Below are 14,030 nucleotides of genomic sequence, written 5' to 3'. Positions count from 1 at the left end.
GCCTTTCTGGTCGTGAAGACGGATACGGCTAGACGGTAGTGGCGAGCAGGTGCTCGAGTTCGGTGATGATCAGGCCGGGATTCTCCTCCGGCACGTAGTGGTCGGAGCCGGGGTCGACGACCCAGCGGTCCTGCGGGCGCGCAGCGATCGCGGCGTTCCACGCGGCCTCGCTGACGATCCGGCTGTCCGCGCCGCGGAGGTCGGTCATGGGCACCGCGACCGCCGCGAACTCCTCCGCCCAGGGGGTCCGCAGTCCCTCGATCAGCTGTGCCATCGCGGCCGGGTCCGCGAGCGGACGCCAGCTGCCGTCGTCGAGGCGCCGGTATCCCCAGCGGGCGCGGCGCGCGACGGCGTCCGCCGGCATCCGCGGATAGCGCTCCTGCAGGTACTGCTCGATCTCGCCCACGGTCGAGAAGGCCCGATCGCCCGCGGCGACACGCGACGCGAGCTCGTCGATGACCGCGGTCTCGACGTACGGCGTGTAGTCGACCGCGAGCACGGCGCGGGTGCGTTCGGGGTGGGCGGCGCCGACGAGCCAGGCGTTGCGGGCGCCGAGGGAGTGACCTCCGACGATCGCCCGGTCGATGCCCAGCGCGTCGAGCACGGTGATCACGTCGCCGGCGAAGTCCTTGCCGGTGTACCCGGATGCCGGCTTGTCGCTGCGGCCGTGGCCGCGCTGGTCGAGGCAGATCACCGTCGCCGAACCGGCGAGCGCCTCGGCGACGGGCTCCCAGACGGCGTGGTTGGCCGAGGTGCCGTGCAGCAGCACGATGGCGGGGCCGTCGCCGCGCACGCGGAAGGCGATGTCGACCATCGCCCCCCGCGTGCGCTCGAGCCCGTCCAGCTCCTCGACCGAGACCGGCGGCATCAGACCGATGCGATGCTGGACAGCGTCTTGCGGGCCGCGACCAGCCCGGCGACGATGTCGCGCCGCTTGGCGTCGACCTCGCCCGGACCGTACTCGTACATGCCGCCCTCGCTCTTGAAGCCGAGCTTGCCGGCGGCGATCATGTCGGTGATGACCTTGGGGGTCTCGGTGCTGGCGTCGAGCTCCTTGTTCAGGTAGCCCGAGACGGCGGCGTAGATGTCCATCCCCGCCATGTCGAGCAGGCGGGTCGGCCCGATCACCGAGAGCTTGTAGCCGATGCCCCACTTGACGCAGGTGTCGAGCCCCTCGGCGGTCACGATGCCCTCCTCGAGCAGGGCGACGCATTCGCGCAGGATCGCGTACAGCACGCGGTTCTCGACGAACCCGGCGATCTCCTTCTCGAGCACGGGGTGGTAGCCGAAGGCCTTCACGATCTCGACGAGCTGATCCGTGACGGCCTGGTCGGTGGACTCGCCCGGGATGACCTCGATCATCGGGATGAGGTGCGGCGGGTTGGACCAGTGCATGCCGACGAACCGTGCGGGCACCGTCATCGACTCGGCCATGGCCGTGATCGGGATGCCCGAGGTGTTGGTCGCGATGATGACGTCATCGGCCACCAGGCCCTCGATCTGGGCGAGCACCTTCTTCTTCAGTTCGATCTGCTCCGGAACGGCCTCGATCACGAAGAGCGACCCGCTCAGAGCCTCGGCGATGTCGCTCGTGAAGCTCACGGATCCGCCCTCGGTCTTCGCGCTGTCGAGCTGATCGAGCACGGTCGAGGCGAAGGCGAAGCTGCTCTCGGCGCGGGCGCGGGCCTCGGCGCTGATGTCGTAGACGCGTACCTGGGCGCCGGCGCGCACCAGTGTGGCGGCGATGCCGGGGCCCATCGTGCCCGATCCGATGACCGTGGCGATGGCGGGGAGAGTGCTCATGGCGTTCTCGCTTTCTAGGGAAGGGTGGGTTGAGTGCGGTGGCGAGGGGGTCAGAGCTGCGCGATGCCGATGCCCTGCAGGGCCTCGACGCGCTCGAGCTTGCGGTTGAAGTACATCCAGTAGTTCTGCTGCGCTTTCGGCGGGTAGATGCGGCGGCGCTTCTCGATGCTCTCCGCCGGATCCGGCAGTTCGTAGGCGACACCGGCCGAGAGCAGGTCGAGCTGGAACCGCGCGGCCTTCTCGAGGAAGATGCCGGCGAGGGTGGCTTCGATCACGTCGTCTCCGACGAAGGCGATGCCGTGATTGCGCAGCAGGATCGCCTCGGCGTCACCGAGCTGCTTCGCGACCTCGACGCCCAGCTCCACCGTGGTGATGATGTGGCTGGTGTCGGTGAAGCGCGGAACGCCGTGCTCGGCGAACCAGACCCCGTGGTTGTTGTAGGGGCCGAGCTCCTGATCCGTGGCGGCGAAGACCGTCGAGTGGTGCGCGTGCGAGTGCCCTACGACGTTCACATCGGGTCGGGCCCGCATGATCTCGGCGTGCAACGGCCATTCGAGGTGGCGCAGGCCGGTGCCCTCGAGCACGTTGCCGTCGAAGTCGATCAGGATGAAGTCGTCGCCGACGACCTCCGAGAGCGCGAGGTTCCCGCGCTTGAGCCACAGCCCGCGTCCGAAGGGGTCGCGATACGACAGATGCCCCATCGACATGTCGCCGTGACCCTCGAGTTCGAGGATGCGGTGGGCTCGGGCGACATCGTCGAGCACGTTGGCGATCGACTGGTCCTGATGGAACTGACCGGGGGTGTATGCCATGACTTGCCTTTCGAGAGTTCGGCGGGAGGCTTATTCGCCGAGTCGGGTGATGGCCTCATCGCGGGTCAATCCGCCGACGCGGTGGTGGATGCGACCCCGGGTGGATGCGGCGACGCAGATGAGCAGTTCGTCCGGCCGGGGCGCGTCCGGGATGGCGATCGTCACGGCGTCGTAGTGCGAGCGTACGTACAGCTCGTCCTTGAACGCGAGGGGGATGTCGAGTTGCGCGCCGGCACCGACGGTCTTGGTCGCCGACGAGATCCAGGCGGCGCCGCCGCCGACGGCCGCCCGGAAGGCATCGCCGAAGACGGTCGTGACGCAGGCCACCACGTGATCCTGCTCGCCGTTCGTGCCGGCCATGCCGCCCTTGCCGTAGCCCTCGACGGGACGCCCGCCGAGGAGCGCGGCGACGCGGGCACCGAGCGCGGTGCCGATGCTCGCGCTCGGCGCGGTCAGCGGCGACAGGTCCTCGACGTACCGGCCGGCGAACGGGTTCTTGATGACGACGCCGGCGGCCGCTTTGAGCAGGGGCTGCTCGGGCGCGGGGCCGCCCTCGTGCACGACCTCCTGCACGAAACCGAACCACTGCCGGACCTCGTAGAAGGCGTCGATCTCTGGCATCTTCTGTTCCTCGCTCTTTCTGCTATCGCGCGGCCACGTCGTGGCGGTGCGGGTCGGTGGGGTCGTACAGGGTCGTCTCGTTGTTCTCGCCGACGAACTGGTTGCCCTGCGACATGCCACGCGTGTCGGCGTAGTGCTGCGACCGTGTCTGGCAGCGGTCGGTGTAGGGCCGCTCGAGGCGCTCCCATTCCACGAGCGCATCGGGGAGCTCGCTCAACGGGGCGTCGGATGCGGCTTGCGCGAGCGTGTAGGCGTTGGCCATGGCGCAGCCTCCGCCTTGCGCGAGGGCCGGGCACATGGCGTGCGCCGCGTCGCCGACGAGCGCGACCCGGCCGCGGGTCCACTCCTCCAGGCGCGTGGTCTGGTAGCCGAAGTACTTGCCCTCGACCTTGGCGGCCTCCTCGAGCACCGGGGTGAGCTGCGGGTGGATCGACGTCCAGACATCCAGGTCGATCGGCACAGCCGAACCCTCGACGTCGTCGGCCGGCGCCATGAGCGCCAGGTAGAGCTCGCGGTCGTTGGCCGGGGTGTAGAGCACGCGGAGCACCCGCGGATCGAAGTTCCAGAAGTCGATCATGTTGTCCCAGTCGGTGCCGGGCTCGATCTTCTGCAGATCGGCCTTGCGCCGCGGCACCAGGAAGCGCGAGATGCCGTCACGGCTGCGCTGGCGCTCGTAGTCGATGCCGAGGGAGTCACGCACCGACGAGCCGACGCCGTCGGCTCCGACGACCAGATCGGCTTCGAGCTCGGCACCGCTCGCCAGCCGGATGACGCCCTCCTCCGTCGCGCCCACCACCTCCGACCCGGCGACGATCTCGACGCCTTCGCGACGGGCCGCCCCGGCGAGCACGGAGTGAAGGAACGGTCGCGTCATCGTTCGCCACCAGATGCCGGGCATCCCCTCGTCGGAGACGATCTTGTTCTGCACCCGGGTCTCGTAGAACGGCGGAGTCATCGAGCCGGCGTTGATCTCGTCGATCAGGCCGAAGTCCTCGAGCACCTTGAGGGTGTTGTGCCACAACACGATGCCGGCGCCCTGCTCGCGCAGTTGATCCGCCCGTTCGTGCACCCTCACCGACCACCCTCGGCGGGCGAGGGCGATGGCGGCGGTGAGGCCTGCGAATCCGGCACCGGAGATCTCAGCGTGCCGCGACGGGGTAACAGTCATCTTCGAGTCCTCGTTTATCAACATATGCAACGCCGTTATTGCGTTACGCGATAGACGTTAGTGGGTGGACGCCGGGGTGCGTCAAGATGCGCGCCCCAGCTGAAACATGCCGTTAACGCGCGCCGACGTGACTCATGCCGTCGGCGACCCCCGCGAGGGCCCGGAATCCCGCCCCTCGTCCCGTCCATGCAGGACGAATCGTCAGGCGTTGCGGTAACGACGCCCCGGATGCCAGTCCGGCAGCGCCGGGGTCGGCGTGCCCGTGAGCATCTCGCGCAGGGTGCCCGCCCGGGCGGTCTCGGGAAGCAGCCCACGCTCGCGCAGCTTCGGCATCAGCAGCTCGATGAAGTCGCGATAGCCCTCGGCCCCGCCGTACCAGTTCTCGACCAGGAAGCCGTCGACATCCGTCTGCTCGACGAAGGCCTCGACCTCCGCGGCGACCGCGTCGGGGGTCCCGGTGAACTTGACGCCGCCGATCGTCGAGGGCAGCGAGTCGAGCACCTCGCCGATCGTCGGGCTGGTGCCGTCCGGGTTGCGCCAGAGGGCGAGCATGGTCTGCCCGACCTCGGTCGAGACGTCGTCGAGCGTCGCCCCGGGATCGAGCTTGCCCAGGTCGACCCCCGACCAGCCGAGGAACAGGGCCGCGGCCGCCTCGCGCGTCGGGGTGTGGTTGAGCTCGTCGCGCAGCCGCGCCGCCTCGGCCTCGCTCTCGGCGATCACGAAGCTCGCGCCGTTCACGATCTTGACCGACGCGGCCGGGCGGCCCGCCGCGACGGCCTTCTCGCGCAGGGATGCCACGGTCGCGGCGAGCCGCGCCGGGTCGCGGTCCTGGGTGAAGACGCACTCGGCGTACTTCGCCGCGAAGGCGGACCCGGCCGCCGACGCGCCCGCCTGGAACAGGGTGGGCGTGCGCTGCGGCGAGGGGATCGCCTGGTAGTAGCCGTCGAAGTGGAAGTACCTGCCGTCGTGCCGGATGCGATGCACCTTCGCCGGGTCGGCCCACGTCTTCGTGGCCTTGTCGGCGAGCACCGCCCCGTCATCCCACGCGCCCTCCCAGAGCTGCAGCTCGAGCTCCACGAACTCCTCGGCGCGGGCGTAGCGTTCGTCGTGCGGGGTGATGGAGCCGAGGTCGAGCAGCCGCACCATCGCCTGCTGGTTGTCGCTGGTGACGATGTTCCAGCCGATCCGGCCCTCGGTCAGATGGTCGAGCGTGGTGAAGGTGCGCGCGTTGAGCAGGGGCTTCTGCGCCGTGGTCGACGCCGTCACGACGAGACCGATGCGCGGAACCGTGGCGGCGAGCGCCGACATGATCGCGATCGGGTCGTGCACCGGGAACTGCACGGCCTCGCGGATGACCGCCTCGGGCACCTCGCCCGCGTCGTTCATCGGGTAGCCGATCGCCTCGGCCATGAAGAAGAAGTCGAACCCCGCCGCCTCCACCGCGCCCACCAGCTCCTGCCAGAAGCCGAGCGTCGCGAACGCGCTCGTGTCACCGCGCTCGTGGTGCCACGAGTTGCCGATGAAGTTGGGCGTGAACTCCTCGAAGGCTCCGAGCACGAGCTGCTTGGGCATGGGCGCGACCTTTCGCCGGGGGTCGCACGGCGTCGGGCGAGAACGGGTGATGACCGGATGCTAGCCGATCCGCGGCGGAACCTCGGCGAGGGCGAGTGCCGGCGTCACCACCGCGAGCACGCGGTACCCACGTTGATCGACGGCGCGCCAGGAATGCGAACGACCGGCGGCGAGCGCGAAGGAATCGCCGCAGGTGAGCCGCTGCGCGGTGCCGTCGTCGAGCTCCAACTCGAGCTCGCCGTCGAGCACGTAGACGAACTCGTCCTCGTCCGCGTGCACAGTGAACTCGGGCTCGACATCGGTGCTGGCGAACTCGGTGCCCAGAAGCCCGCCCGGCAGTTGGGCGAGTTGCCACGTCATCCGCGATCCCGGTGCTGCCCCCGGGACTGGGCTGATCCGGTGCCCCGCGCGCACGACATCCGCCCCCTCCCGCACCTCGCGGTGCACGGGTTCGCGCGCGAGCAGCGCTGCCGAGCGGATGCCGAGCGCCGCGGCGACCCGCGCCATGGAGGTGAGGCTGAGCCGGGCATGACCGCGCTCGACCAGCGAGACGAACGGTTGCGACATCCCGATCAGCTCGGCGAACTGCACCATGGTCAATCCGCGTGCGGTGCGGAGGGCGCGCAGCCGCTCCCCCATGAAGACGGCCTCGTCGTCGAGCGGCGCCGTCGACTTCGGCGAGGCTGCGCGTCGTGCCATCCCGACCCCTGTTCACGCGAGGAGTGTTCACGCGAGCGTAACAATATTTATGCAATAAATATCAAATGGACCCGCTCATCCTCGGCATCTTCCAGTACATCGGCCCGAACGGCACGATCGGTTCGGCCTGGCAGCACCCCGACGACGAGTCCGCGAACTTCACCAGCGTCAAACACTGGACGAGACTCGCGCAGCGCTTCGAGCAGGCCAAGTTCGACCTGCTGTTCTTCGCCGACAGCTACGGCTTCCCCGTGATCGACGACGAGCTCATCCCTGCGGCGGTGCGTGAGGGCCGCGGCATCCCGCAGGGCGACCCGGTTGCGGTCATCGCCGCCGTCGCGGCAGCGACGGAGAGGCTCGGCTTCATCGTCACAGCATCCACCACGGTGGAACCGCCGGCGGCCAACGCGCGTCGCTTCTCCACTCTCGACCACTTCACCGACGGCCGGATCGGCTGGAACATCGTCACCGGCTCGTCGGGGGCGACCGCGGCGCGTCTGATGGGCAAGCCGTTGATCGCCCATGACGAGCGCTACGACATGGCCGACGACTACGTCGAGCTGAGCCTCAAGCTCTGGGAGGGTTCGTGGGACGACGACGCGCTCGTCCTCGACAAGGAACGCAACGTGTACGCGGACCCGGCCAAGGTGCACATGATCCACCACGAGGGGCCGTACTTCCGAGCCGACGGGGTGCTCACGATGCCACCGTCGAGGCAGCGGACACCGCTGCTCGTGCAGGCCGGCACCTCCGGGCGCGGCATGCAGTTCGCGGGCAAGCACGCCGAGGTGGTCTTCGTCGCCGGCGGCGACCCCGAGCGGGTAGCACGCAACATCGCCGCCATCCGGCAGGCCGCGGTCGAGGCGGGGCGCGCCCCCGACTCGATCAAGATCCTGGTGGGGGCGCTCTTCCTCGCCGGGGCCACGAGCGGGGACGCCCGCCTCACCCACGAGCGGATGCTCGCCATGTCGACCTCCGAGGCGGCGGCCGCGATCTTCGCCGGCAACACGGGAGTCGACCTGATGTCGATGGACCCCGACAAGCCGCTCACCGAGCAGCACACCGAACAGGGCCTCTCGAACCTCCAGCGTTACCTCGGCGGCAACGGCACGCCGGCGCCCACCGTGCGCGAGATCATCGAGGACTTCCGCGTCACGGGGATCAACGGCAGCGTCTTCGTGGGCAGTGGCGTCGAGATCGCCGACCAGGTCGAGGAGTTCGTTCGGATCACGGATGCCGATGGCTTCCTCATCCAGCCGCACCTCACGCCGGGCACCTACGACGACGTCATCGAGCACCTGCTGCCCGAATTACGCGCGCGGGGGTTGGCTCGCGACGAGTACGTGGGCGACACCCTCCGGGAGCGCATCTTCGGGGTGGGGAACGCCCACCTGCCCGAGAGCCACCATGGCGCCAAGTATCGGGCGGGCACGGCACGCCCAGGAGAGCTCTCGGTCGGCGGCACCCGATGAGGGTCACGGTCCTGGTGGGCAATCCGCGCCCGGCGTCCCGTACTCGCGAGGTCGCCGAAGCGGCGGTGCGGCATCTGCTCGCGGACGCCCCGACGGAGCCCTCTCTGAGTGTGGTCGAGCTCTGCGAGCATGCGAGCGTGCTGTTCGATCCGGCGTCGGAGCCGCTGCCGACCCTGCGGCGCACCGTGGCCGAGAGCGAACTGCTCGTGGTCGCCTCGCCCACGTACAAGGCCACATACACAGGTCTGCTCAAAGCCTTCTTCGACGGCTACCCTGGCAACGGTCTCGCCGGGGTCCCGGCCATCCCTGTGATGACGGGGGCCGACACCGGGCACGCCCTTGGTGCCGAGACGGGGCTGCGCCCCCTCCTGGTCGAGCTGGGAGCAACCGTGCCGACGCGCGCGCTCTACTTCGTGACCAGCAGGATGGACGAGCTCGACGAGTTGGTGGGAGCCTGGGCGTCCGAACAGCTTCTCGGGCTGCGACGACTCGCGCCGCTGCTCGACGCGGTCGGCCGGCCCGCCGCTGCGGATGCCGCGGACGGCGGCCCCCGATGATCGAGCGCGCGACCGGCTGGACCCATCCCTGGTCGGAGTTCGAACTCGAGCCCGACGACGGCTCGGTGCCGTTCGTGTCGGTGCCGCCGGCGCCCCTCGATCCGGCTGCCCTGCGGGGAATGTTCGCCCAGCATCCGACCGGGATCGCGGCGATCTGCGCCGAGGCCGAGGGGAGTCCCCACGGGATGGTGGCGACCTCGTTCTCGGTGGGGGCGTCATTCGATCCGCCGCTCGTGCTGTTCTCGGCGCACGCCGGCTCACGCACCTGGCCCCGCCTGGCCGCCGCCCGCCGGCTCGGCGTCTCGGTGCTCGCCGAGACGAACGCCGCCGCCGTGCGACGCCTCGCCTCGCGCCGCGGCGACCGTTTCGAGGGCGTCGGCATCACCCGCTCGCGCGACGGCGCCGTGTTCGTCGCCGGCGCCCGGCTCTGGCTCGAGTGCCGGCTGGTCTCGCAGCAGCCCCTGGGCGATCACACCCTCGTGGTGCTCGAAGTGCTCGGCGCCAGCAGCCTCGAGGACGCCGTCCCGCTGGTGTACCACGACGGCCAGGTGGTCATCGCCGGATCGCAGTGATCCGCGCCGGGGAACGGCATGGTCGGGGGTTCGGGGCACACTGATGGTCGGCAGCTAAGGAGACCGCATGACGTCCTTCGGAATGATCTTCCAACCGACCTTCCCGCCCGAGCAGCTGCGCGACACCGCGGTCGCGGTCGAGCGGGCGGGCATCGACGAGCTGTGGATGTTCGAGGACTGCTTCAAACAGAGCGGGCTCGCCTCGCTCCTCGGCGCCGTCTCCGCCACCGAACGGATCCGGGTCGGCGTGGGAGTGCTCCCGATGCCGCTGCGCAACGTGGCCGTCACCGCGATGGAGCTCGCCACGATCGAGCGGATGTTCCCCGGCCGGGCTCGCTTCGGCGTCGGCCACGGCGTGCTCGACTGGATGGGCCAGGTCGGGGCCAGGGTGGCCTCCCCCTTGACGTTGATGCGCGAATACGTGCCCGCCCTGCGTGCGCTGCTCGCGGGCGAGCGCCTGAACGTCGACGGGCGCTATGTGCACCTCGACGAGGTGCAGCTCGAGTGGCCGCCCCCCGGTCCCGTCCCCGTGCTGGCGGCCGGCGAGGGCCCGAAGACGATCGCGCTGGTCGGCGAGGTCGCCGACGGCCTCGTCATGACCACGGGTTCGTCGCCAGAGATGGTGCGCACCGCGGTGGACGGCATCCGGCGCGCTCGGGCGGATGCCGGGCTGCCCGAGGCCTTCGAGGTCGTCGTGTTCCTCATGGCCGAGTTCGGGCCGGGCGCCGCGGAGCGGATCGAGCGCGAGTTCGATGACTGGCAGCTGAGCGGTGAGCGTCGCTTCGCCGCGACGGGCAGCGACGAGGCCGTCGAATCGATGGTGCGGCAGATGTACGCCGCCGGGGCGACCACGGTGCTGCTGCAGTCGCGCGCGCACGAACCGGATCTGCCCGGCTACACCGCCGCGGTCGCACGGATCGCGGAGCGGCTGCGCGCCGACCGCTGACTCAGCGACGCCGCAGCAGCACGACCCCGTCGTCGAGCACGGTCTCTTCGCCGTCGGGCCCGGTCGCCGGTCGCCGGCGGACCTCGGCGATCTCGACCTCCCACTGATCCGCGGGCAGGTCGAGGGCGGCCACCTCGTCGTCGGGTTGCGGCAGGCCCTCGGGGTGATGCTCCGCGAACCTCGACCCGGGCGGCGGGGCCGCGTGCGAGACGATGAGCAGACGCCCGCCCGAGCTCACCCGTTCGGCGGCGCGCCGGAGGATCTGCTCGCGCGAGAGCGAGACCGGGGAATGCAGGAAGCAGGCGCTCACGAGGTCGTACGGCCCGTCATCCGCCCAGCTTTCGAGGTCGCTCACCACGAAGCGGACGCGGTCCGCGGCGATGCCGGCCGCCTCGGCCGCCCCGCGGGCGCGCGCGATCGCCGACGGGGAGATGTCGATGCCCGTCACCTGCCAGCCGTGCTCGGCGAGCCAGACGGCGTCCCCGCCCTCGCCGCACCCGAGGTCGAGGGCGCGACCCGGGGTCAGGGTGAGCGCCACGTCGACCAGGGCCCGGTTGGCGTGACCTGACCAGACCCTGTCGCTGCTCGCGTAACGCTGCTCCCAGAAGTCCGCCGGCTCGTCCATGAGTTCATCATGCCCTCGAGCGCGACTCTTCGCTGGAGCCCGATGCTGCGGCGAGGCCTCCGGATTCGTCTTAGAAGGTGACTCCGCCGATCAGCGCGATGTTCGAGAAGGGAACCACGTCGCCGGTGCGAACGATCGTGCGGGCGTTCGCGGCCATCAGCTTCAACTCATCGTGCGCGACGATCCGCGGAGCGAGACCCGCTCCGATCATCGCGGCGTAGGCAGGCGGGCTGTGTTCCTCGGTCTCGCCGGCCGCCACCGACGATTCGACCGACAGCTCGGCGACGATCGTGGTCAGGACGTCGGCGAACGAGGGGGTGCCTGCGTGAAGTGACAGGTCGATCAGTTCGGGGCCGTCGGGGATGGGAAACCCGGGATCCACGATGAACAGGGACTGGCCGTGTCCAAGCCCGGCCACTGCGGCCAGGAGTCGGGGGTTGAGAATGGCGTTCGAGCGATGCACCGCTGCTCGCTCCTACCGACCGGGATTGACGATGCTCTTGAGCACGCCGGGTTCCGTGGTCGACGCGAGGGCAGCTTCGACCTGGTCGATGCCGAAGTGCCCGGTGACCAGCGCATCGAGGTCGACACGTCCGCTCGCGACCAGCTCGATGGCCGTCGGCCAGGTGTTGGCGTATCGGAAGACTCCCGTGACGATCAGCTCGCGGTTCTGAATCAGCGGAACCGGGATCGAGACGGTGGGCGCGCCCATCCCGACCAGGACCACCCTCCCGCCGGGCCGAACGGCGTGGATGCCCGACTGCACCGCGGCCGCCGCGCCCGATGCATCGATGAACGCATCGACGTCGAGGCCAAGCGACGCGATGTCGGTGACCATGGGATCGATCGTCTCGCTCGCGCCGAATGTCATGGCCTGCTGCCGGCGGGCAGCGCTGACATCGGAGACGATGATCTCGCGTGCGCCGTAGGCACGCGCCGTCTGGGCGATCACGACGCCGATCGGTCCGGCTCCGGTGATGAGCACCCGGCTTCCCACCGTGATGCCCGCCTTGCGGATCGTCGCCACGGCGACCGACAACGGCTCCATGAGGGCCGCAGCGTCATCGCTGATCGTGTCGGGTACGTCCCAGGCGAAATGCGACTGGATGGTGACGAACTCGGCGAACGCCCCATCCACTCCCGGGGTGGCGAAGAATCGCATTCCCGGGTCGAGGTTGTAGTGCCCGGCCATGGACTCCGACGACGTCGGGTCCGGATGCTGTGGCTCGATCGACACCCTGCTTCCGATGCGAGACGGGGAGACATCCGCCCCCACCGCCACGATCGTGCCCGAGGACTCGTGCCCGAGGACGAGTGGTGCGTCGACCACCCAGTCGCCCAGACTGCCCTCGGCCCAGAAGTGCACGTCGGAGCCGCAGACGCCGACCGAGGACACTCTGACGAGCACCTCGTCGCGCTCGGGCACCGGAAGCGGCCGTTGCTCGACGGCCATCTCGCGCACCCCCTTCAGAACGCTTGCGGTCATGTGTTCAGGCAGTACGGTCATGCGTGCTCCTCGTGTCCGACGCCGCCGCTCGACCGTGATCCGGTGGGTGCGACGACGACGTTGATCCCCTGCGACCGAAGTCGCGTGACGTGTCCTTCCGGCGTCTTGTCATCGACGATCACGATGTCGAAGTCAGACAGCGGTGCGAGTGCGTGCAGCGCCCTGCGCTCGAACTTGGTGTGATCGACGAGCAGGATGCGTGTCTTCGACGCGTCGAACATGGCGCGCTTGGTGTCAACGGTCTCGGGGAATTGGTGGAAGGTGACATCGTCGGTGATCGCCGACGTGGACATGATCACGGTGTCCGCCCGCAGTTGGGAGATCGACTGGGTCGTCATCCGCCCCATGAAAGAGCTGCACCAACTGTAATACTGTCCCCCGAGCCCGAGGAGCGTCAGGTCACGCACGCCCGTCAGCTGGTTCATCACGGTCACGACGTTCGTGATCACGGTGATCGGCGTCTTCGACGGAAGGTGCTTCACGAGGTGAAGGACGGTCGTCGAGTCGTCGAGGAAGATGGCCTGGCCCGGTTCGATGAAACGCATCGCGGCCGCCGCGATCGCGGCCTTCTCCTGGGACTGCCGGTTCGCGCGGTAGACGTCGCTCGATTCGACCAGGCTGGTCGACGTCGCGGAGGCGACCCCCCGCGACTTCCGCAGGATCCCACGACTCTCCAGCTCGTCGAGATCCCGGTGAATCGTCATGACACTGGTCTCGAAACGTTCCGCCAGCTGCTCGATGCGCACCGAGCCCTCGGCCATCACCGCCTCGCTGATCGCGAGTTGCCGGGCGACCTGACGGAGCTGTCTGCTATCACCCACCGGAGGCGTCGACTGCAGCAAACCTCCATCCGACCCCTGGTCGGATCGCACGTCATTGGACGTCACGATTGCCCTCCTGCCTCATCGAGAATCGACACGAATACTTCCGGATCATGAGCAAACCTGCCGAGAAAGACTCCGTCAACAGCACCCCCGAGTTCCGTCAGGGTTCCCAGCCCCGCGCTCCCGCCATAGAGAATCGACGCGCTCGTGACGGCTGGGCGCTCCGAGAGCCACGCTCGAAGTGCCGAGGCGACTGCTACCACATGCGCGGATGATGCGGCTTGTTCGCCACCAATCGCCCAGACAGGCTCGTACGCCACGACGAGGGGTGTCGACAGTCCTGTGGATTCCAACCAGCCGAGTGCGGATTCCAGCTGCTCCGTGCACCAGAGGATCGCCGCGTCGATGCCCCTGTGCTCCGGCTCCCCGACGCACAGCACCGGGATCAGATTGTTCCTGATGGCCGCACCGACCTTCAGCCGCACGGCATGACTGTCATCGCCGAACAGTTCCCGGCGCTCCGCATGCCCGATCTCGACATACCGACAGCCCATCCCGCGAAGATCCCGCCCGCTGACTGCTCCTGTGTATGGACCGCTGTCCTCCCAGAACAGGTCCTGAGCGCCGACCGAATGCGAAGTCCCCGCCAAGGCATCGATGACCCCCCCGAGTGCAGGGAACGACGGCAGGACGACCAGTTCGACGCGACGGTCGACGACGGCGGAATGGGTCGACGCGAGCTCTCCGACCGCCCGGCTCCAGGCGACGGCCTGTGCGGTGGTGAAGTACATCTTGAAGCTCACCATCAACAAGATGGCAGAACTTCTTGCTGAGGAATCCATACTCAGGTCG

16 protein-coding genes are annotated in these 14,030 nt (G+C 69.1%); 4 read left to right on the top strand and 12 right to left on the bottom strand.

All coding sequences use genetic code 11. The features are described 5' to 3' along the window. Nucleotides 1–28: 28 nt before the first annotated feature. The 7 genes from ACFPJ4_RS00605 to ACFPJ4_RS00575 form a co-directional block, all read right to left on the bottom strand. Entirely contained in the window at nt 29–868 is an 840-nt protein-coding gene (locus tag ACFPJ4_RS00605; RefSeq protein WP_386738336.1) for an alpha/beta fold hydrolase, read from the bottom strand. After that, complete coding sequence (locus ACFPJ4_RS00600; RefSeq protein ID WP_386738335.1) at nt 868–1,803, bottom strand: 3-hydroxyacyl-CoA dehydrogenase NAD-binding domain-containing protein; 936 nt, start codon at nt 1,801–1,803, stop codon at nt 868–870. The genes ACFPJ4_RS00605 and ACFPJ4_RS00600 overlap by 1 nt, the downstream gene beginning before the upstream one ends. A gap of 50 nt (nt 1,804–1,853) precedes the next feature. Continuing rightward, nucleotides 1,854–2,615: a class II aldolase/adducin family protein gene (locus tag ACFPJ4_RS00595; RefSeq protein ID WP_386738334.1), complete on the bottom strand. Its 762-nt coding sequence runs from the start codon at nt 2,613–2,615 to the stop codon at nt 1,854–1,856. Between the two features lie 30 nt (nt 2,616–2,645). Then, the gene (locus ACFPJ4_RS00590; protein WP_386738333.1) at nt 2,646–3,236 is read right to left on the bottom strand and encodes an amino acid synthesis family protein; all 591 of its coding nucleotides are present in this window, start codon (nt 3,234–3,236) and stop codon (nt 2,646–2,648) included. A 22-nt stretch (nt 3,237–3,258) separates the two neighbouring features. Then, nucleotides 3,259–4,404: an FAD-dependent oxidoreductase gene (locus tag ACFPJ4_RS00585; protein WP_386738331.1), complete on the bottom strand. Its 1,146-nt coding sequence runs from the start codon at nt 4,402–4,404 to the stop codon at nt 3,259–3,261. 201 nt (nt 4,405–4,605) lie between these two features. Further along, nucleotides 4,606–5,976 (bottom strand): NtaA/DmoA family FMN-dependent monooxygenase, encoded by a 1,371-nt coding sequence (locus ACFPJ4_RS00580; RefSeq protein ID WP_386738329.1) that lies wholly within the window; start codon nt 5,974–5,976, stop codon nt 4,606–4,608. A 60-nt stretch (nt 5,977–6,036) separates the two neighbouring features. Then, the gene (locus tag ACFPJ4_RS00575) at nt 6,037–6,675 is read right to left on the bottom strand and encodes a helix-turn-helix domain-containing protein (RefSeq protein WP_386738328.1); all 639 of its coding nucleotides are present in this window, start codon (nt 6,673–6,675) and stop codon (nt 6,037–6,039) included. A 65-nt stretch (nt 6,676–6,740) separates the two neighbouring features. Here ACFPJ4_RS00575 and ACFPJ4_RS00570 point away from each other — a divergent pair, with 65 nt between their 5' ends. From ACFPJ4_RS00570 to ACFPJ4_RS00555, 4 genes are all read left to right on the top strand, one after another. Next, on the top strand, nt 6,741–8,147 hold the full coding sequence (locus tag ACFPJ4_RS00570) for an NtaA/DmoA family FMN-dependent monooxygenase (RefSeq protein WP_386738327.1): 1,407 nt from the start codon (nt 6,741–6,743) through the stop codon (nt 8,145–8,147). Further along, nucleotides 8,144–8,704 carry an NADPH-dependent FMN reductase gene (locus tag ACFPJ4_RS00565; protein WP_386738326.1) on the top strand — a complete coding sequence of 187 codons (561 nt, stop codon included), beginning with the start codon at nt 8,144–8,146 and terminating at the stop codon, nt 8,702–8,704. The genes ACFPJ4_RS00570 and ACFPJ4_RS00565 overlap by 4 nt, the downstream gene beginning before the upstream one ends. Further along, complete coding sequence (locus tag ACFPJ4_RS00560) at nt 8,701–9,276, top strand: flavin reductase family protein (protein WP_386738324.1); 576 nt, start codon at nt 8,701–8,703, stop codon at nt 9,274–9,276. Before ACFPJ4_RS00565 ends, ACFPJ4_RS00560 begins: the two co-directional genes overlap by 4 nt. 67 nt (nt 9,277–9,343) lie before the next feature. Further along, the gene (locus tag ACFPJ4_RS00555; RefSeq protein ID WP_386738322.1) at nt 9,344–10,222 is read left to right on the top strand and encodes an LLM class flavin-dependent oxidoreductase; all 879 of its coding nucleotides are present in this window, start codon (nt 9,344–9,346) and stop codon (nt 10,220–10,222) included. A gap of 1 nt (nt 10,223) precedes the next feature. Here the strand turns inward: ACFPJ4_RS00555 and ACFPJ4_RS00550 are convergent, their stop codons facing one another. From ACFPJ4_RS00550 to ACFPJ4_RS00530, 5 genes are all read right to left on the bottom strand, one after another. Beyond that, nucleotides 10,224–10,847 carry a class I SAM-dependent methyltransferase gene (locus ACFPJ4_RS00550; RefSeq protein ID WP_386738321.1) on the bottom strand — a complete coding sequence of 208 codons (624 nt, stop codon included), beginning with the start codon at nt 10,845–10,847 and terminating at the stop codon, nt 10,224–10,226. Nucleotides 10,848–10,917: 70 nt separating this feature from the next. Beyond that, nucleotides 10,918–11,310 carry a D-ribose pyranase gene (rbsD, locus tag ACFPJ4_RS00545; RefSeq protein WP_386738319.1) on the bottom strand — a complete coding sequence of 131 codons (393 nt, stop codon included), beginning with the start codon at nt 11,308–11,310 and terminating at the stop codon, nt 10,918–10,920. 12 nt (nt 11,311–11,322) lie between these two features. Continuing rightward, nucleotides 11,323–12,354 carry an NAD(P)-dependent alcohol dehydrogenase gene (locus tag ACFPJ4_RS00540; RefSeq protein WP_386738318.1) on the bottom strand — a complete coding sequence of 344 codons (1,032 nt, stop codon included), beginning with the start codon at nt 12,352–12,354 and terminating at the stop codon, nt 11,323–11,325. Continuing rightward, nucleotides 12,351–13,175, bottom strand: a complete 825-nt coding sequence (locus ACFPJ4_RS00535) for a DeoR/GlpR family DNA-binding transcription regulator (protein ID WP_386738316.1) — start codon at nt 13,173–13,175, stop codon at nt 12,351–12,353. The genes ACFPJ4_RS00540 and ACFPJ4_RS00535 overlap by 4 nt, the downstream gene beginning before the upstream one ends. A 62-nt stretch (nt 13,176–13,237) precedes the next feature. Next, nucleotides 13,238–13,984: a triose-phosphate isomerase family protein gene (locus ACFPJ4_RS00530; RefSeq protein ID WP_386738315.1), complete on the bottom strand. Its 747-nt coding sequence runs from the start codon at nt 13,982–13,984 to the stop codon at nt 13,238–13,240. Nucleotides 13,985–14,030: the final 46 nt, after the last annotated feature.

Source organism: Lysinimonas soli (assembly GCF_042655435.1).
Lineage (GTDB): Bacteria > Actinomycetota > Actinomycetes > Actinomycetales > Microbacteriaceae > Lysinimonas > Lysinimonas soli.
Note: the sequence above shows the minus strand (reverse complement) of the source record. Positions and strands in the feature narration are given on the sequence as shown.

What these genes read in the sequence shown, in the direction of transcription:
- ACFPJ4_RS00585 (WP_386738331.1), bottom strand. Translation starts at nt 4,404, where the DNA reads ATGACTGTTACCCCGTCGCGGCACGCTGAGATCTCCGGTGCCGGATTC.
- ACFPJ4_RS00600 (WP_386738335.1), bottom strand. Translation starts at nt 1,803, where the DNA reads ATGAGCACTCTCCCCGCCATCGCCACGGTCATCGGATCGGGCACGATG.
- ACFPJ4_RS00550 (WP_386738321.1), bottom strand. Translation starts at nt 10,847, where the DNA reads ATGGACGAGCCGGCGGACTTCTGGGAGCAGCGTTACGCGAGCAGCGAC.
- ACFPJ4_RS00570 (WP_386738327.1), top strand. Translation starts at nt 6,741, where the DNA reads ATGGACCCGCTCATCCTCGGCATCTTCCAGTACATCGGCCCGAACGGC.
- ACFPJ4_RS00555 (WP_386738322.1), top strand. Translation starts at nt 9,344, where the DNA reads ATGACGTCCTTCGGAATGATCTTCCAACCGACCTTCCCGCCCGAGCAG.
- ACFPJ4_RS00605 (WP_386738336.1), bottom strand. Translation starts at nt 868, where the DNA reads ATGCCGCCGGTCTCGGTCGAGGAGCTGGACGGGCTCGAGCGCACGCGG.
- ACFPJ4_RS00565 (WP_386738326.1), top strand. Translation starts at nt 8,144, where the DNA reads ATGAGGGTCACGGTCCTGGTGGGCAATCCGCGCCCGGCGTCCCGTACT.
- ACFPJ4_RS00530 (WP_386738315.1), bottom strand. Translation starts at nt 13,984, where the DNA reads ATGGTGAGCTTCAAGATGTACTTCACCACCGCACAGGCCGTCGCCTGG.
- ACFPJ4_RS00590 (WP_386738333.1), bottom strand. Translation starts at nt 3,236, where the DNA reads ATGCCAGAGATCGACGCCTTCTACGAGGTCCGGCAGTGGTTCGGTTTC.
- ACFPJ4_RS00575 (WP_386738328.1), bottom strand. Translation starts at nt 6,675, where the DNA reads ATGGCACGACGCGCAGCCTCGCCGAAGTCGACGGCGCCGCTCGACGAC.
- ACFPJ4_RS00540 (WP_386738318.1), bottom strand. Translation starts at nt 12,354, where the DNA reads ATGACCGTACTGCCTGAACACATGACCGCAAGCGTTCTGAAGGGGGTG.
- ACFPJ4_RS00595 (WP_386738334.1), bottom strand. Translation starts at nt 2,615, where the DNA reads ATGGCATACACCCCCGGTCAGTTCCATCAGGACCAGTCGATCGCCAAC.
- ACFPJ4_RS00580 (WP_386738329.1), bottom strand. Translation starts at nt 5,976, where the DNA reads ATGCCCAAGCAGCTCGTGCTCGGAGCCTTCGAGGAGTTCACGCCCAAC.
- ACFPJ4_RS00560 (WP_386738324.1), top strand. Translation starts at nt 8,701, where the DNA reads ATGATCGAGCGCGCGACCGGCTGGACCCATCCCTGGTCGGAGTTCGAA.